Annotated in this window: 13 protein-coding genes and 1 tRNA gene; 8 read left to right on the forward strand and 6 right to left on the reverse strand. The window is 53.0% G+C overall.

Annotated elements, in window-relative coordinates; genetic code table 11:
- Positions 1 to 139 precede the first annotated feature (139 nt).
- Positions 140 to 853, forward strand: a complete 714-nt coding sequence (locus tag WC598_RS13905; protein WP_372962133.1) for a DUF169 domain-containing protein — start codon at positions 140 to 142, stop codon at positions 851 to 853.
- Positions 854 to 988: 135 nt separating this feature from the next.
- On the opposite strand, the gene WC598_RS13910 is transcribed toward WC598_RS13905, so the two are convergent.
- Positions 989 to 1,393: a pyridoxamine 5'-phosphate oxidase family protein gene (locus tag WC598_RS13910; RefSeq protein WP_372962108.1), complete on the reverse strand. Its 405-nt coding sequence runs from the start codon at positions 1,391 to 1,393 to the stop codon at positions 989 to 991.
- A gap of 144 nt (positions 1,394 to 1,537) precedes the next feature.
- Between WC598_RS13910 and WC598_RS13915 the strand changes: the two genes are divergently transcribed.
- The 6 genes from WC598_RS13915 to WC598_RS13940 all read left to right on the forward strand — a co-directional run bounded on the left by WC598_RS13915 (position 1,538) and on the right by WC598_RS13940 (position 7,758).
- Positions 1,538 to 4,186, forward strand: coding sequence for an aminotransferase class V-fold PLP-dependent enzyme (locus WC598_RS13915; RefSeq protein WP_372962134.1), 2,649 nt, complete (start codon positions 1,538 to 1,540; stop codon positions 4,184 to 4,186).
- A 114-nt stretch (positions 4,187 to 4,300) separates the two neighbouring features.
- Positions 4,301 to 5,104 (forward strand): hydroxyethylthiazole kinase, encoded by an 804-nt coding sequence (gene thiM, locus WC598_RS13920; protein ID WP_372962109.1) that lies wholly within the window; start codon positions 4,301 to 4,303, stop codon positions 5,102 to 5,104.
- 14 nt (positions 5,105 to 5,118) lie between these two features.
- Positions 5,119 to 5,757, forward strand: a complete 639-nt coding sequence (gene thiE / locus WC598_RS13925; RefSeq protein ID WP_372962110.1) for a thiamine phosphate synthase — start codon at positions 5,119 to 5,121, stop codon at positions 5,755 to 5,757.
- The gene (locus WC598_RS13930) at positions 5,754 to 6,149 is read left to right on the forward strand and encodes a DNA polymerase ligase N-terminal domain-containing protein (protein ID WP_372962111.1); all 396 of its coding nucleotides are present in this window, start codon (positions 5,754 to 5,756) and stop codon (positions 6,147 to 6,149) included. The genes thiE and WC598_RS13930 overlap by 4 nt, the downstream gene beginning before the upstream one ends.
- Before the next feature lie 156 nt (positions 6,150 to 6,305).
- Entirely contained in the window at positions 6,306 to 7,343 is a 1,038-nt protein-coding gene (locus WC598_RS13935) for a PAS domain-containing protein (RefSeq protein WP_372962112.1), read from the forward strand.
- Positions 7,344 to 7,476: 133 nt separating this feature from the next.
- Positions 7,477 to 7,758 carry a hypothetical protein gene (locus WC598_RS13940; RefSeq protein ID WP_372962113.1) on the forward strand — a complete coding sequence of 94 codons (282 nt, stop codon included), beginning with the start codon at positions 7,477 to 7,479 and terminating at the stop codon, positions 7,756 to 7,758.
- A 93-nt stretch (positions 7,759 to 7,851) separates the two neighbouring features.
- On the opposite strand, the gene WC598_RS13945 is transcribed toward WC598_RS13940, so the two are convergent.
- From WC598_RS13945 to WC598_RS13955, 3 genes are all read right to left on the reverse strand, one after another.
- Positions 7,852 to 9,882 (reverse strand): PAS domain S-box protein, encoded by a 2,031-nt coding sequence (locus WC598_RS13945; protein WP_372962114.1) that lies wholly within the window; start codon positions 9,880 to 9,882, stop codon positions 7,852 to 7,854.
- A 377-nt stretch (positions 9,883 to 10,259) separates the two neighbouring features.
- Positions 10,260 to 10,331: transfer RNA gene (locus WC598_RS13950), tRNA-Thr, on the reverse strand.
- Positions 10,332 to 10,389: 58 nt separating this feature from the next.
- Entirely contained in the window at positions 10,390 to 10,683 is a 294-nt protein-coding gene (locus tag WC598_RS13955) for a DUF3467 domain-containing protein (RefSeq protein ID WP_372962115.1), read from the reverse strand.
- Between the two features lie 157 nt (positions 10,684 to 10,840).
- On the opposite strand from WC598_RS13955, the gene WC598_RS13960 reads away from it, so the two are divergent.
- On the forward strand, positions 10,841 to 11,470 hold the full coding sequence (locus WC598_RS13960; protein WP_372962116.1) for a recombinase RecB: 630 nt from the start codon (positions 10,841 to 10,843) through the stop codon (positions 11,468 to 11,470).
- 105 nt (positions 11,471 to 11,575) lie between these two features.
- Here the strand turns inward: WC598_RS13960 and WC598_RS13965 are convergent, their stop codons facing one another.
- Together WC598_RS13965 and WC598_RS13970 are read right to left on the reverse strand one after the other, a co-directional pair.
- Positions 11,576 to 13,675, reverse strand: coding sequence for a transporter substrate-binding domain-containing protein (locus WC598_RS13965; RefSeq protein ID WP_372962117.1), 2,100 nt, complete (start codon positions 13,673 to 13,675; stop codon positions 11,576 to 11,578).
- A 237-nt stretch (positions 13,676 to 13,912) separates the two neighbouring features.
- Positions 13,913 to 17,449, reverse strand: a complete 3,537-nt coding sequence (locus tag WC598_RS13970) for a PAS domain S-box protein (protein ID WP_372962118.1) — start codon at positions 17,447 to 17,449, stop codon at positions 13,913 to 13,915.
- Positions 17,450 to 17,455 lie beyond the last annotated feature (6 nt).

Genomic DNA, 17,455 nt, shown 5'->3' on the forward strand with positions numbered 1-17,455 from the left:
TATCATTGATCAACAAACATTTTCAGCAGCATCTCCAGGAATCAACTTGGAGAGCGGGAACCGGTTCATTAGTTTTATACTATCAGCGCGACATGGAGTAACTGTGCAATCCCAATGGGGGACTATGAGGTCAGACATTATGCCATCAGCAATGAAGATCCCTGTCAATTATCCGGAAACAGCTGAGGTTCTCAGGAAATACCTCAAACTGCGTGGATCGCCGGTCGCGTTCCGGTTTGCAACAAAGAAAGAGGATATGCCGACAGGCATGGAAAAGATCGATAAAACCATCCGGCACTGCTCGATGGTGGGTCTTGCGAGAAACGAAGGCAGGATCTTTTATGCGCTGCCAGAAAATCATGAATGTAATGGTGGCGCGTGGTCCCTTGGGCTCAAGGAGATCACGGATTCCCTGAAGACGGGTGAATTTTACTTTAAACTGGGAAAATTTGAGAGTGCTGCGTCCTGCAAGAGAACGATCGACCGCGTTCCGCACCTGAAGACCGGGGACACGTATGCAACACTGTATGCACCTCTCGAAAAAACACCCTTCGACCCGCAGGTTGTACTGATCGTTGCCAATCCATGGGCCATGCTGAAACTGTCCCAGAGCAATCTCTTCCGGACGGGCGGGCGGATCCATGCCGAATTTGCCGGCATCCAGTCCGTCTGTGCAGATACATGCGCCCAGACCTACCTCAACGGGCAGGTCAATTTCTCGCTGGGATGTGACGGATCGCGGAAGTTCTCGGGAATTGAAGATGGCGAGATGGTAATAGGTATCCCGACAGAGATCCTCCCCGAGCTTACTGAAGCGCTCAAGATCGTGGCTGCGGCACCGGGATCGAAATAATTTTTGGCCCGGGATTTTTGGCGCATGAGAGCCAAAGCACCACTGGTCGGGATAAGAATCAGGTAGAGAGATTACATTCCTGTGAAAGAGTCGGGCGGGAAATCCACCGGATTGATTTTTAAAAAAAGAGGGAAATCATAGAAGTTTTGCTCCGGCGGTCGGGCCGGGTTTGCACTCGAAGACTTCCGTGATCTTGACAATGACAAGCGAACGTGCGGGCAGGGCCGGGTTCTTCTTGTTGATCTTCTCCTTCATCTCATCGAACTCCTTGCCGCTGTTCTTGATCGAGGTAACACCCTTGATCTGGAAGCAGCCCTTGATCTCCGGCCCCCAGATGTAGATTGCGATCTTCGGGTTGACCCGCAGGTTCGACATACTTTTGTTCATGAAGTTGTCCGTGATCCAGATGGTCTCATCATCGACCAGTTCGACAATGCCGAGAGGAACCACGTTCGGGGTCCCGTCTTTGGATGCAGTTGCCACCGGGAACACCTTCATCTTGGAGAATGCCTCTTTCATCTCTGCAGTGAGTTTTGTCATTAGTCCTTCACCACTTCTCCGTCAGGATTGTGCAGCCATATACTTTACGGTCAATAAAAAAATGATTTCAGCCGGTTTTAATGACGTACAGGTATTTGCCCAATCGCTTCTCTTATCTCCCTTTGCGCCCCATCAATCTGTGTGATGCGAGAGCCGCCGGTGAAAAAAGTCCTCTACTGGTGTGAACACTGCAATATTCCGCTTGTTGCGAAGAGCTGCGCATGTGGCAGGGAGGGGAAAGTGATCGATCTCCTCCAGCCCTATGAACTCCGCCCCGCGCTCTCTGCCGACAGGGAACTCATCAGCGACCTTATCCAGGAGCGTTTTGGAAAAATCCCGCTGGCAAATGTTATTCTTCTGAATAAAGCCGGCGGGGTTGACCGGGCAGACCTGGTTATCATGAACGGGGAGCGGCTCGGCTGGCTTACCTTCGATCCGGTCACCCGTAAGTTCAGTCTCGATATAGCACCGGAAGCTCTGCCGTTTCTTGTATCCCATGCCAAAAAAGGTATCGTCGATCTGGAGACACAATCCAATGCCCGGAGAGATCAGGGACGAATCGGGGGGAAGAGGATCGCCCTTACCTCACCGGTGCCCGAAGGAACCGCGATCGTAAAATACCGGTCCAAATACGGGACGGGTATGGTAAAGGACGGTTCCATCAAGGTAAAGGAACTCCGTTCGGTTGTCCCGGCAACACCACCCAACCCCGGGTGGGACGAGGTGATCGAGAAGAACCGGTATCACCTCAAAAACCTCGAACGCAATGCAATAAGAACAATAAAACAGCACATTCACGACAGGCCCACGGCAAACGTCTCGTTCTCCGGGGGAAAGGACAGTACCGCGGTCCTCCATCTTGCCCGGAAAGCCGGGGTCACCAAGGCATTTTTCATCAACACAAACCTTGAATTCCCCGAAACCCTTGAGTTCGTAAGGTCAGAGGGAGTGGAGATCATCGATAAAGCCGGGGACTTCTGGCAGGCGGTGGAAAAAGCCGGACCCCCGGGGAAAGATAACCGCTGGTGCTGCAAGTTCCAGAAACTGCGCCCGCTCAAACTCTTTCTTGCCGAGGTAGGCCCGTGTGTCACCATTCAGGGTAACCGGTGGTACGAGTCATGGAACCGGGCAACCCTCGAAGAGACCAGCCAGAACCCGGACAACCCGCTGCAGCTCAATGTCTCGCCCATCCGGAACTGGCGGGCACTGGAAGTCTTCCTCTATCTTTGGTATCAGAAGGCCGCGATGAACCCCCTCTATGAGCAGGGGATCGAGCGGATCGGGTGTTATCTCTGTCCCGCGATGCTCGAAAGCGAATATGAGATGATCCGTAAGTCGCACCCGGACTACACCCGCCGCTGGGACACATTCGTGGAATCATGGGCTGACAAGAAAGGGTTGCCGGAGGCATACTGCCACATAGGTCTCTGGAGGTGGAGAGAACTCCCCCCCAAGATGAGGGAGATCTGCAGGGCTAAAGGCATACCTCTCAACGCAGACAACACGCTGCTTGCAGTGCCTGGACAGGAACGGAAAAAGAAAACCGCAGAAACAAGGGAAGAGACCAGGAAAGAGATCATGACGGAGAAGAGACTGAAGGATACAACCGAAGAAGACCTGGATGTAGAGGCAATGCGCAGGAACTTTCCCCTGCTCTCGGACATCATCTACCTCGACAGTGCGGCAACAAGTCTCTCACCGGAGCCGGTCATTCAGTCCATGGTTGAGTTCGAGCGGAATTATCGGGCGAACGTGGGAAGGGGTGTGCACCGCCTCACCCAGATCGCATCCCAGCGTTACTGGCACGCTCATGAAAAAGTGTCGGAATTTATCGGAGGAAAAAACGGCGTTACGGTATTTACCAAGAACACCACTGAATCGATCAACATGGTGGCACAGGGCATGCCCTGGAAGGCCGGGGATCGCATCGTCTCCACGATCCTCGAACACCATTCCAACCTCCTGCCATGGTACAACCTGAAAAAACGGGGAGTTGCCACAGATATCGTGGGGATCCGCGACAACTACTCCCTTGACCTCACCGCACTGGAAGCGGCCATAACCGGTACGACCCGCCTCGTGGCAGTCACGCATGCCTCAAACGTGCTCGGGGTGATCACCCCGGTTAAGGAGATTGCGAGGATCTGCCATGACCACAATGTCCCGCTTCTCGTGGACATGGCCCAGACTGCCCCGCATATGCCGGTTGACGTATCCAGCCTTGGCTGCGACTTCTGCGCCTTCTCCGGCCACAAGATGCTCGGGCCGACCGGCACCGGCGTGCTCTGGATGAAAGAGCCAACTATCGAACCCCTGCTTCTCGGAGGCGGTATGGTGGAGTCCGTGACAGGTTCAGAGTATATTCTCTCGGAGGGATACCAGCGGTACGAAGCGGGCACCGGCAATATTGCCGGGGGAATCGGCCTTGGCGTTGCGGTCGATTACCTCAAGAAGATGGGTATGGAAAGGGTCCGGAAGCACGAGCAGGCCCTCACCACCCGTATCGTGGAGGGACTCCGCAAATTCAACCGGGTGCACCTGTATGTCCCGGAAACGCCGGAAGACCGGGTGGGAGTGGTCTCCTTCACGATTGACGGACTCCACCCGCACGAGATTGCCCAGCGGCTCGACGAGATGGCAGATATCATGATCCGGTCCGGGCACCACTGCTGCATTCCCCTCATGGGACGGCTCGGCCTCCCGGATGGAACGGCACGGGTGAGCCTGGGGCCTTACAATACAGAAGGTGACGTGGATCTCTTCCTCGCAACCATCGAGGAGCTCGTCCGGTAAAAGGAACGCCCAACGGAAATACTCTTTTTCTCCGCGTTCTCACGATTTATTAACGAGCAGACCATACCGGTCATACAATCATTATGGGATATAACCCGACCTGCGTGATCTCTCATGAAAGCAAAACAACTCTCCGACCTCTTCACCCTTGTGCGTGAAAAACACCCGCTCGTCCACCACATCACAAATTATGTGACGGTCAATGACTGTGCCAATATCACCATGTGTGCCGGCGGGGCTCCGGTCATGGCAGATGCACCGGAGGAAGTTGTAGAAATGGCCGGCGTTGCCGGGGCTCTTGTCCTGAACATCGGTACGCTCAACAAGGCACAGATCGAGTCCATGATCCTTGCCGGGGGCATGGCAAACGACCGGAAGATCCCCATCATCCTCGATCCGGTTGGGGCCGGTGCAACCCGGTTCCGGACAGAAACCACAGAACGTCTCATGAGTGAACTGAAGATCTCGATCCTGAAGGGAAATGCCGGGGAGATTGGGGTGCTTGCCGGAGCGGGCGGGAAAGTGAGGGGGGTCGACTCCCACGGTCTTGCCGGGGACGTTGCAGCGATTGTCCGTAACTATGCAAAAACAGAGAAACTCACGGTTGTGGCAAGCGGCCCCACGGATATCGTAACGGACGGGAAACGGGTGCTCCTTGTCAAAAACGGCCATCCCATGATGGGTAGCATCTCCGGCACCGGCTGCATGGCAGCGTCCGTGACGGGTGTCTTTTCCGCAGTATCTTCCGACCCCGTACTTGCATCAGCAGCAGCTCTTGCAGCATTTGGGATCGCGGGAGAGCGGGCAGCCGCAGAAGCACGAGGTCCGTTCAGCTTCAAGACAGCCCTGTTCGATGAACTCGCCCTGCTAACTCCGTCAGATCTCGCTGCTGGTGCACGGATCACATCGCAGGAGTAGGCTTTGCTGCGGACATGAAAATCGACCTGTACGTCATCACGGATGAGGCAATTGCCGGAGGCCGTTCACATGCAGACATAGCCCGGCTTGCGATAGCCGGGGGGGCGGATGTTATCCAGCTTCGGGACAAGATGAGGGAAAGCACGGATCTCATCCGGATTGCCCGGGAAATAAGGGAGATTACCCGGGATGCAGGGGTATGTTTCATTGTGAACGACCGGCTGGATATTGCGCTTGCCTGCGGCGCTGACGGGGTTCACCTGGGCCAGGGGGATATCAGTCCCGGTATCGCACGGCAGCTTGCCCCGCCGGGATTCATAATCGGAGTCTCTGTAGGCAACCCGTGCGAAGCCTGCCGGGCCGAGCGGGAGGGGGCAGATTACATTGCACTCAGTCCAACGTTCTCGACGGGATCCAAAACAGATGCAGGACCCGGACACGGATGCAGCGTCCTTGAAGAGATCTACAGGCGCGTATCCATCCCGGTCATAGCGATTGGAGGGATCGGGCCGGACAACATTTCGGAAGTAATACTGGCAGGGGCACAGGGTGTTGCCGTGATCTCAGCGGTGGTTGAAAAGCCGGATATTACCGCGGCCGCACGGGAACTCGCTACAATTATTGCAAGTGAAAAAAAGAAGTGGCAGGTATGACTGAGCCATGCAGAGGCAGGTTTGTCCTGCACGAACATTTCTCCAAACACCATCATTTCGATCTCCGTCTGGAGCATGAGGGTACTCTTGTGAGCTGGGCGGTACCAAAGGGTCTGCCGGAACAGCCGGGCGAGCGGAGGCTTGCAATCCAGGTAGAGGATCACCCGTTGGACTATATCGGCTTTGAGGGCTCCATTCCTGAAGGAGAATACGGAGGGGGCGAAGTAAAGATTGCCGATAGCGGCAAGTATGAGGCACTCACCTGGACAAACGACAGGATCGAAGTGGTCTTTGAAGGAACCAGATTTTCCGAAAAATACATCCTGATCCGCTTTAAAAAAGCCGGAGACAAAGAGTGGCTTATCCAGAAGGGAAAACCAGCAACCGGATAATCCACGCACAGATGTCCCTCCGCGATGTATTCCCATCCCGGTGATCGGGATTGGACAGGGAATCTGAAAAAATGCGGGATGGCGGATAATAAGATATAATTAATCTTCAGATCCATTCTGGAATCACACAGATCACGTGCCGGGCTGATTACGCATATGAAGACCATCTCGCCGAAAAATACACTGGGACTCACGATCACGGCACTCCTGACAATCGGCATTGTGCTCATCTCGATCTTCTCCTTAAAAAATGGTTATTTTAACATCTTCCCGTATTTCTATATCCTGCCCATCCTGATCCTTGCCTATTTTCACCCAAGGTATGCAGTGTATTTCACCGTCTTCCTTGGCTGGGTCTTTCTCGGGCTCGTCTATCTGTACGGACCGCTGGATATCCAGCTCTATGCAGCAAGCATCGCGTTTTTTTACATTTTTGTCTCTCTGGGCATCATCATATCGGCATACTCTGGCCAGCTCCTCCAGGAACGGCGCTACCGGGAGATCTTTGAGCATTCCCAGGCGGGTGTTTTTACCTTTGACATCGAAACACAGAAAATCCGTGAGATCAACACCCACTCGGCCTCATTCCTGGGCTACTCACCGGAAGAACTGAAACAACAGCCATTCTCGTCCCTCATGATAGATGTGGATCAGGAATCACGGTTTATCCGGAAGCTCCGCAAAGAAGAGATTATCACCGACATGGAAATTGCCCTGCGCCGGAAGGACCGCACAGTGATCTGGGTGATGATAACGGCATCCTTAACAAAAGATGGCAGCGTGGTCTGCTCACTTGTTGATATCACCGAGCGCAACCGCATCAAGGATGAGCTCATCGAATCCGAACTCCGGTACAGGACACTCTTCGACGGGGCAAGCGATGCGATCTTCCTGCATGATATCGACGGTAAGATCTACGAGACAAATATTATTGCAACGCGGTACCTCGGGTATACAAAAAAGGAACTCATGCAGATGAGCCTGCAGGATCTGGATGTAGATTCAGAAATTTTCCTCACACCCGATAAAGCCGATACATTCCTTGCCCGGGGCTACATGCTCTTTGAAACGGTCATGAAGAAAAAGGACGGGTCTTCCCTTCCCGTGGAAATCAGCAGCCGTATAACCGAATATTTCGGTATGCCCGCGGTCATGAGCACGGTGCGGGACATATCGGTACGCAAAGAACACTAATCCGATTCCATTTTTGTAATCGCCGCATTTTTCCTTATTGAAATACAACCCGGTGTATTTCTTCAGATCGGTTAAAGCCCCGGCAAACAGCAAAGACCGCAGGTATATTTTCTGAAAACGCCCAGATTGGGGTATGGAGATTGCAAACCTGAAAACAGCGATTTTCAAGGAATGTACAGGGATTTTTATCCTGCTTGTCGGAGGTATTATCGTGATGGGGCTTTCAGTCCTGATTCTTGCTGCGATCATGTCACTGGGGACCTATGTACCTGCACTCACATCTGTTGCAACCGAGGGCCGGAACCTGGTAACAGGGAGTTTTCTTGCAATACTGCAGTATCCGCTGATCTTTGTTATCCTTCTCGTGATGGGGGGATATGCGGTCCAGCGGCTCGGATGGGATGACGGGTTTTAAAAAAAACCGAAAAAACTCTGTTGATTCGCAGGAGGTGGCAGGTCCTTCTGGCCTTACCCAAAGGAGTCACAAGGAAAATAAGTGTTTGCAGATTTATCTGTTTTTCAACCGGTACACACCTTTTGGCACGGTTATTTCAAACCGGGCTCCGTTACCCGTTATCCCGGTCTCGGTGATACCGATCCCTGTTATAGACAGGATCTCGCGGCTGAGAAACAGGCCAAAGCCGGTATTTTTCCCAAATCCCCGCTTGAACAGGTATTTCTTATCAGACTCGGGAATACCTGCCCCGTTATCTTCGAACGTGATGAGCAGTCCCCGGTCGGATTCGCGGGAACTGACCCGGATTAACGTCATCTTTTCCCCGCCATACCGGATGGCATTATCGGTCAGGTTATACAGTACCTTCTCAAAGAGGGGATCGGCAAATACCTCCGGGTCGCCTGGATCTGCCTCAACAACAATATTGTCGGGAACCAGGGTGAGTTTCGCTTTGAGGAGAGCTCCGTTGATATTCTGCCAGTCCGGGGCCTTGACACCCATGTTCTCGTAATCCCGTGTGAACGTGATCTGGTGCTCGATGGTCTGGGTTGCCACAAGCTCCTTGTTGATATAATCCAGCAGGACCGGGTTCTCTACAATAGAAGTTGAAAGGGAGAGGTATCCCTTGAGTACCATGAGCTGGTTGAGGATATCGTGGCGGGTGATACTTGAAAGCAGGTTGATCTTCTTGTTGACCAGTTCCAGGATCTTACGCGACTGGAGGGTCTCAGTTATATCCTCCATTGAGGCAACATACTGGTTCGTCCCGGGGATAATACCTATGATGAGATCGAGCGAACGGATCTCCCCGGCCCGCGTCCGGAGCCGGAACTCATAGTGGTATTTTGCGGAGTCATTGTGCTCCCCCATACGACGATACTGGGCAAGGATTCGTTCACGGTCTTCAGGATGGATAAAGCCGGTCCAGCTCATCTTTCCCTCAATTTCCTCGCGGGAATATCCACTCATCCGTTCAAATTCCGCATTCACGAGCGAGATGACCGTATTTTGCTCGAAAAGGATCGTAGATGTCCCCGTTGTTTCAAAAACTGCCCGGTAGCGTTCCTCGTTGGCTTTCAGGTCATCTTCTATCTTCTTACGGTCCGAGATATCTGTGAGGATACCGACAAGGAAAGGGTTTCCGAATGCCTCATTGTAAAGGCTTAGTTTCGTGATGATGGTATGTTCCTGACCATCCGGCCCGGTGACCGTAGATTCGTTCTCGCTTCCGGCGCCGGTCAGGAATATCATCTCAGCCTCATTGCGGAAATGGTCAGCCAGGGGTTGCGGGAAAACATCATGTTCCGTCTTCCCGATAAGATCGTTACGGGAACAACCGAAAAACTGGCAGAAGCCCTCGTTTACGAGCGTCAGCCGGTGATTACGATCCTTGACAAAAACCGGATAGGCTATGGTATTGATGATCGCCCCAAGGTTCTTCTGGGACTCGCGTCCGATTGCAAGCTGCTGGTTCTCTTTTTGTACCTGCACCTCATGGAGAATCCGGTGAACTACGGTGGAAAAAATGAACATACCGATGATATTAAAAACGATCATGGGGAGTGCAACCATAGTTACAACCGATAAAAATTCCGACGGTTTTGTCACGAGAACGAGAGTATAGCAGGAGATAAGCGTTTCAGAAAGCCCGATTAAAACCACAGCAATCCAGGTAGGAACGAATTGGCGTCTGTTGGCGAGATACATCACCCCGCCGATAATACCGGACAGGATCGGGGCCGACAGCCCGGTCCACATATAAGGCCCGCCCTGAAAAAACCGGAACAATCCACCTATGATCCCAGAACCAATCCCGATATATGGCCCGCAGATGAGGCCGGCAGCCATAGGGCCAAGGTCACGGATATTGATGACAGCCCCATAAACAGATAACCCGCTTAATGTTCCAAAGATAGAGAGCATGCCAAAAAAAACCATGAGAAGAATCTGGGTTGTCAGTCCCGGGTGACCCTCAAAAATCTCTTGGAAAAACCGGCTTCTCATGAAAACGGAGGCAAAGACGATAATAACACAGAGGATCTGAAAAAGGGCAACAGAGCTCTGTACAAACGTCAGATCCATACTAACGAATTGCATAAGGATATGATAAATATATTGAGTCCGGGATATTGTCCTGGAATTCTCTGGAAATACACCCTAATGACACGGGGAAATCAACTGTCGGGCAGGTTGGGTCGGGAGAGGAGTGCAGAAAAACCTCCGGATTCCCAGAATGTGAGGGGTTGATTCAATGGTCGCAAACGAGATTGGTGAGAATGCAGAAGTGCGGTGCCAAGATGGCCAGAGTGCATGGAATCAGGGATTATCCATGCCGATAATCATCAGGATTCCCCATTGAACACAACGTACATGAGATAAGAACAGAAACCAAATCTGACTCAATCCATGCAGTAAAAAAGAGATCACGCGCAATTACGGATTGTGACCGTCAGCATTGAAGCCGCCGGGGGGAATTGAACCCCCGACCTGCTGATTACGAATCAGCCGCTATGCCGCTAAGCCACGGCGGCGCAATACCCTCACAATGTCGACCTTTACGCTAATAAAATATCTGTCCGGAACATCCGGTCACGAGTATCCGCTCAGTGTGGTCACATTTTCCTTGCCGGCCGTCTCCTTGGATGCAATGGTCCCGAATTTGGACTCGTAATCCGCGATAGTCTTGGAGAGGACATTGAGGAGATTCTTGGCATGGGAAGGGGTGATCGAGACAATCGCTTTGGCCCGTGCCTGGTTCACCTGCGGGAGCTGGTGCAGGAACATGAACGTGAACTCATCATCTTTGTACGCGATCTGGATCATGTTGCTGTAAACAGGATCGAGCGTAGGGGGAATATTGACAGATATTTCCTGGCCTGACATAGCTACTGGTTAGCGGCGCTGGTATGAAAAGATTGGTTATCCGTCACTCACGTCAGATGTAAGACAATAAGTATAATCCGATCAGTTTCCCACCCTTAAAGGAGGAGTTACCCTGGCAGAACAGAGTGATTATGTAACGATCTCGGGGCTGGTGCGGGTGTACGCCTGCCCGGTCCGGTTTTACTATGAGCAGCACGATCCCATCACCGAATCTGATCGGTACGCGGTGTGCAAACAGATCTCGTACCATCTCGGCACTTCCCTGGATGCCGATGCCATCTGGAGTGAGATCTGCACCGTCCACCCGGACATGGATCCGGCACTCAGGGATTTTCTGGATCTGTGCATAACTGCCTGTACCAAGAGCGAGTGGAAACCTTCCCGGGAGACCGATGTGCGGGTAGTCTCGCAAAAACACGAATTTGTGGGGATGATCGACCGGATGACCGGAGACGGGACATTCTCGATTATCCGGGCTTCCGGGGCCATGCCGCTGGGTACCTATTCGGCGGATCGTCTGAGGATTGCTGCTATTGCGTTATGTCTTGAGGAGATGACAGGAAAAGAGGTGGCCGGGGGCAGCGTCGAGTATATCCCGGATGGCGTTTGCCGGTATCACGAAGTCCAGCCACGGGACCGCCGCCAGGTAATCGCCACACTCCGCCGGTTTGCCTCTATCCGCGAGGGCCATATGCCCGAGCACCCGCTCAATGCACCCTGCAACCGCTGCAAATATAAGGAGAAATGCGAGAGCAGTGCCGGGCACCGGCTCTCCGAACTGCTGTGAGCAGGTAAAAAAACAATGTGGGCCTCTTTTTTTTCAACCACACTGGCCCCCCTGCTGTGCATGACAGGACCATGCATTCCGGTTCGGCATCCAGAATTCTCCTGATCACTCGCCGTGGGGTTTATCAAAAAAACGATATCCCCCTTTCGGCACCAGGATCTCGAACCTGATCCCCTGACCCGGTTCGCCGTTTTCACGGATGGTGATGCCGGTGATAGAGATGATCTGCTGCACCAGGTATAAACCGGGCCCGTGGGTTTTACCGGATTCCCGCTCGAAGATCATCTCCTTCCCGGCCCCGAAAATACCCGCTCCGTTACCCCCAATGGTCATCACCAGGCCGGCACCGGTTTCGGTATACCCGAGCGTAATCTCGGTCACAGGGGCGCCAAGGACAAGAAGGCTTTCCATCATGCTGAAAAAGGCCCTCTCCAGCAGGGGGTCTGCATAGATTTCAACACCGTCCAGACTTCCCTTCCGGCCGATTTCCAGGAAATCCAGGTGGGATATGGCGAAAAGGAAGACCTGCTGCACATTCTGCCATCGGGGCGGGGTAATTCCAAGGTCCTGATAATCCTGGGCAAACTTCAGGGATCCTGACAGCCGTTTCAGGAGAACGCTCATCTTTTCCAGATAGGCAGCCTGGTCATCAGGAACTGCCTCTTTTTTCATGAGTTCAACATATGCAGCCAGGGAAAAGATCCCTGCCTGTATATCCTGGAACGTGATCAAATTGAGAAGGCCCATCTTGCTCCTTGCAAGCTGCAGTGCTTTCTGCATTCGTTTGCGTTCGGTTACGTCCTGGACTATGCCAAGCACCCGGTCTGCATCTAGGCGGATAAGCCGGGCTTCGAAGCTTTTGACATCGGAAGAGACCACAAGCTCATAACTGACATATTCCAGACAACCCGAGTCCAGTGCTTTCCCAATTGCATTGAGGATCTCCTGGGTGGTATGTTCATCGAGCCCGGCATTCCGGATGCTGGAGCCAATGATAGTATCGGGAGTGAGTGTGAGCAGGCGGTTGTCGGAAGCCCGGAAATCGAGGTACTGCCCCTCGCGGGAGAGGATGAACAGGAGATCCGGAATTGCGGCAAGGATCGCAACATTCCGGTTCTCACTTTCCCGGAGGGCCTGTTCTGCCACCCGGCGCTGTTCCAGTTCCCGGACCAGATCGGCAGTTTTGCTGGCTACCTGCCGCTTGAGGGCACGGTTCAGGAGCAGAATAACTACTACGATAATGAGGATAATAACTGCCATGACAAGCAGCGAGAGAAGCAGGTGGGTGTCCATTCCCGCTGATGGAGTCAGGGAGGAAGAGATCCATCGTTTCATGATCACCGCGTTGTCTTCAGGAGAAATTGCAGCAATTCCCTTGTTCAGAACAGAGACCAGAACCGGCCGGTCGTTCCGCACCCCGAACGCAAACTGGAGCGGCCCTGCACCGGAGGGGGCATACTCCCCGCTGACCTTGAGGTTAGTTATTCCTTCTTTTTCAACAACATAGGTTACCGTTGCGAGATCTCCCAGATATGCATCAGCAGAACCAAACGCCACTTTGGTCAGCCCGGTCTTAACATCCGCAACCGGGACCGCATTGATATCCGGGTACTGCTCCGTGAGGAGCAGGTGGCTCGTATACCCGTCAACAACTGCGACACTCTTCCCGTCCAGATTTTCAAGGGCAAGACCGGAGGGGGCACTGGTTTTGGTCACGATGACAAGGGAGTTCTTATAATAGGGCCGGGAGAAGAGGAGGTAGTCTTTCCGGAGATCCGAGATATAGACAGCACTGAGGAGATCGGTCTTCTTGTTCTGGATCTGATCAATGCAGACATTCCAGGTATCAGGGGCTTGTACCCGGAACCGGAGGCCGGTGCTTTCACCAACGCGCTCAAGATAATCCAGGGCAAGGCCGGTATAAGCCCCGGAACTATCCCTGAATTCGATGGGCGTATAGGCGGGGTCAATACAGACACTGACAACGGGGTTTTCTGAAACCCAGGCGCGTTCGGCGTCCGTAAGGTTTGCAGGAGCTGCCGGAAGGAGGCCGGGTATCGGACTTAAGTCCTGTTGTGCTGCAACAGGGGATATAAGGATCAGGACAAGGGTGGTAAGAGCGAGAATTGTGACTGCTGTACTCCGATAAAGATGAATGCTCCTGCCGGAATCCTGTTGAGTTATCGTACGAACTGATCGACACATCCGATACAACCCCGGGTATTGACAAACTAATTGGTCTAGTCTACTTTAATGCATGCACATAATCCGCCGGTTACACTTGACTGTGCGGTACCATACTATATAATAAAATTGACCGGTCAGACCACCAGCCTCATATCCATGAAAGCGGGGTTTCGGAAATGATTGATACACACCCGTTAGACGAGATGTGGATTCCAAAAAAACCGTCGGGTAACCAGAACATGGTTAAAGTCCCGTTCAGTGCACCGGATCCTGCGGGCATACCGGGATCTCTTCGATAAGAGGGATTGTATACAGTACATCACCGAAATCATCCCGTATAGAAAAAACGGTGACCGTTGCATGAAGCAGGGTCCCGTCCTTCCGTAAGTATCGCTTGTTAGTCCTGAAAGATTCGATCTCGCCGGCCCAGAGTTTTTTTGTATCCTCGATATTTGCGGGGAGATCTTCCGGATGGGTCAGTTCCATGAACGTTTTGCCGGCCAGTTCGTCGCCACCATATCCCAGCATGCGGTTGAATGCAGGATTTGCGATACGCAACCTGAAATCCTTTCCAACAAGTGCAATTCCCAGGGGGGATCGTTCGAACACTTGACGGAACCGCTGTTCACTCTCCTTCAATGCATCTTCTGCCATTTTCCGGTCAGTGATATCCACAACAGTACCCTCAAGGGAAAGGATGTTATCAGTCCCATCGCGGATAACCCTGGCCGCCATGGATACCCACAGAGGAGAACCATCCCGTTTTTTGCCCTTCACTTGCCGGGGCCCGAGTTTGCCATGAGCGGTTAAGAGTTTCAGGCACTCAATCCGCTCCAGAGGATCCGCATAGATCTGTGTCCCTACTGAATTGACTTCAGCCATAATCTGTTCGCAACTGTCATAGCCGAACATGCGCGCAAAGGCGGTATTTGCGGCAAGGAGTCTCCCCTCAGGTGAAGTGAGGAAAATACCGATCACGGCATTCTCAAAGAGACCGCGGTACTTCTCCTCACTCTTCCGGACCGCTTTTTCTGCTTCCTTTCGCAGGGTAATATCAAGAGTCACCGATATAAACTGCGGGGAGTTGCCTAGGAGTACCTTCCGGGTGGAGACCACGACCTGCCTCCGTACACCCGCCCTGGTCGTCATGTGGGTCTCTACCGCATCAAGCCTCCCTTCGGCTTCCAGAAGAAGGTGCATCGTCTTTTCTGTATCAGCATCAAGAAGCCCAAGTTCACGGCTCGTTTTTCCGAGGACTTCTCCAGTGGCAAACCCGGTACTTTCCTCAAATGCACGATTCACGAGCAGGTAGTGCCCTTCCATATCCATCACTGTGCAGGTATAGGGAGCGAGATCGAAGAGGATCCTGAATTTCTTCTCGCGATCAGCACTTTCCGATTCCGCACGTTTGGCATCAGTTATATCCCGGCCTTCGGGCAGGAGAGCAAGGATCGTCCCGTGGTCATCAACAACAGGTTTGAGGGTGAAATCGATATAATGGACGTTGCCTGCAGCGTCGTTATGGGTGGTTTCAAACCGGGCAATCTCCCCCCGGCCGGCCCTGCTGACGGCCTCACGAACTTTCTCCTTCGCCAGGGGATCATGCGACCACCAGGGGGTTTCCCAGAAGGGTTTGCCGATGACCTCTCCCCCATCTGTACCAATAAGTGACATGGCGGTGGCATTCGCCTGGAGGAGCCGGCCCTGCAGGTCCAGCACGCCGGCCAGCTGGAAGGCCTGGTCGAAAAGTCCGTGGAACAGGGCTTCGCGCTCCCGAAGGGCGTCTTCAGCGTTCCGACGCTCGGTGATATCGCGCATGGATTCTATGGCACCCACGATTTGGCCCTGCTCATCATACAGCGGGCTTGCTTTTATCCAGAGGGTTCTTGATTCACCGCCAATCCGGGGAAGTGAGGTTTCCGCAGTGAGGGTATTCCCATCCCGATAGATATTAAAATACAGCCGTTCCAGCTCGGAACGGTCTGCATTGAGCAGGTCGAACAGGAACGGGCGGCGGGCGCCATAGATTGGGAGGGCATATTCGTAATTCCCTTTGCCCAGCACAGACCGGGCAGGGACTCCGGTCAGGAACTCCATTGCCTGGTTCCACGCAATAATGGAACCTTTATCGTCAATCGCGATGGTTGCATCCGGGGCAAAATTAATGATATCGGCCAGGCGGTGCTCGCTTTCACGGACCTCCTGTTCCCGTCGTGACAGTTCATTGTAACTCTCCCTCAGTTCCTCCTCCGAGGCGGTAATCTGCTCATATGCACCCCGCAGTTCCTCCTCGGCCATCTTCCGGTCGGTAATATCCCGAAGGATCGTATGGAGGATCTGCTGCCCCTTTATCGGGATTACGGTCAGGGTAACCTCAGCCCAGAAGGGTTCGCCATTCAACTTCAGGTGAACCCATTCGAAATGATAACTACCCTCGCGGAGGGCTTCTGCCATTAACTCTTTGGATTTTTCCAATGAATCCCTCCCGTCTGGCTGCAATTTTGGGGAGATCTGGGAGGGATGGAGCCGGAGAAGCTGATCCTTTCTCTCCATCCCCAGCATGGCAAGGGCCGCTGCATTGCAGTCGACAAATCCATCATTATCGGCGATGAACGTGGCATCTTTTGATTTTTCAAAGAGGGTCCGGTATTTCGCCTCGCTCTCCCGCAAGGCAAGTTCGGCCTCTCTCCGGTCAGAGATATCGCGGGCAAAGGAGAAGATGAGCTTTCTTCCGCCATATTCAAAGTAACTGCTGGCGATCTCAACGGGGAATTCCACTCCGTCCTTACGCTTGTGATAGGACTCTATGACAACATTTTTTTCCTGCGCGATCCGGTCCCAGATCTCCTTCCACTTGTTCGCCGGGAAATTGGGATCGAAATCGTGAACGGTAAGAGATGCAAACTCTTCCAGGGTATATCCCAGAGCTTTGCAGGCAGCCAGGTTTGCCCGGACAACCCGGGCATTTTCATCCAGCCAGAAGGTGGTAATTCCCGAGTGTTCGAGAGAGAACTCGGCGAGGCGGATCTGTTCCTCCGCGTTCCGGCGCTCGGTGATGTCGCGGGCAGACGTGATCACCTGCTGTATGCTCCCGTCAGATCCTTTCACCGGTGCAATCAGCCAGTCAATCCAGATGCCGTTTGGGAGCTGAAACTCGATCCGACCGGTTTTCCCCGAACTAAAAACGCCCAGAAGGGACTTTTTCCAGAGATCCACCAGATCCTTTGGAAAACCGAGTTCTTCGTGGGTTTTACCGACGAATTGTGCAGCAGATATTCCGGTCTGCGGTTCAATGTTCGGGTTAACGTAAAGGTGCCGGAGATCCCGGTCAAAGAGCATGATGGTATCAAGGGAGTTCTCGGTCAGGCCCCGGAACCGTTCCTCGCTGTCGGAGAGTGCCTGCTCGGCCCGGCGCTGGCTCACCGCAAGCCGGATCTTGTGGGCAAGCTCAACGAACTGGGATTTGGGATCTCCGCCTTTCTGCAGGTAAAAATCTGCACCCTGATTGAACGCCTCGATAACAACTTCTTCCCTGCCGCGTCCCGTAAAGAGAATAAAGGGGATGGCATATCCTTTCTCACGAACCAGTTTTAAAAAATCGATGCCATTCAGGCCCGGCATCTGGTAATCGGAGATTATGGCATCATAAGGCGTAAGACTCAGGATCTCAAGTGCATCTGCCGGAGAGGGGGTTGTATCAATCCGTAACTCACCACCCACTTCCAGGAAGATCTTGGCGATCTCCAGCAACTCCTTCTCATCATCTACATACAGGACGTTTATCTTTGCCATCACGAC

This window comes from Methanoregula sp. (assembly GCF_041645475.1).
Lineage (GTDB): Archaea > Halobacteriota > Methanomicrobia > Methanomicrobiales > Methanospirillaceae > Methanoregula.

Coding starts and splice junctions, on each gene's coding strand:
- WC598_RS13915 (WP_372962134.1), top strand. CDS start 1,538: ATGCGAGAGCCGCCGGTGAAAAAAGTCCTCTACTGGTGTGAACACTGC.
- WC598_RS13965 (WP_372962117.1), bottom strand. CDS start 13,675: ATGTGTCGATCAGTTCGTACGATAACTCAACAGGATTCCGGCAGGAGC.
- WC598_RS13955 (WP_372962115.1), bottom strand. CDS start 10,683: ATGTCAGGCCAGGAAATATCTGTCAATATTCCCCCTACGCTCGATCCT.
- WC598_RS13935 (WP_372962112.1), top strand. CDS start 6,306: ATGAAGACCATCTCGCCGAAAAATACACTGGGACTCACGATCACGGCA.
- WC598_RS13945 (WP_372962114.1), bottom strand. CDS start 9,882: ATGGATCTGACGTTTGTACAGAGCTCTGTTGCCCTTTTTCAGATCCTC.
- WC598_RS13940 (WP_372962113.1), top strand. CDS start 7,477: ATGGAGATTGCAAACCTGAAAACAGCGATTTTCAAGGAATGTACAGGG.
- thiM (WP_372962109.1), top strand. CDS start 4,301: ATGAAAGCAAAACAACTCTCCGACCTCTTCACCCTTGTGCGTGAAAAA.
- WC598_RS13970 (WP_372962118.1), bottom strand. CDS start 17,449: ATGGCAAAGATAAACGTCCTGTATGTAGATGATGAGAAGGAGTTGCTG.
- thiE (WP_372962110.1), top strand. CDS start 5,119: ATGAAAATCGACCTGTACGTCATCACGGATGAGGCAATTGCCGGAGGC.
- WC598_RS13905 (WP_372962133.1), top strand. CDS start 140: ATGCCATCAGCAATGAAGATCCCTGTCAATTATCCGGAAACAGCTGAG.
- WC598_RS13930 (WP_372962111.1), top strand. CDS start 5,754: ATGACTGAGCCATGCAGAGGCAGGTTTGTCCTGCACGAACATTTCTCC.
- WC598_RS13910 (WP_372962108.1), bottom strand. CDS start 1,393: ATGACAAAACTCACTGCAGAGATGAAAGAGGCATTCTCCAAGATGAAG.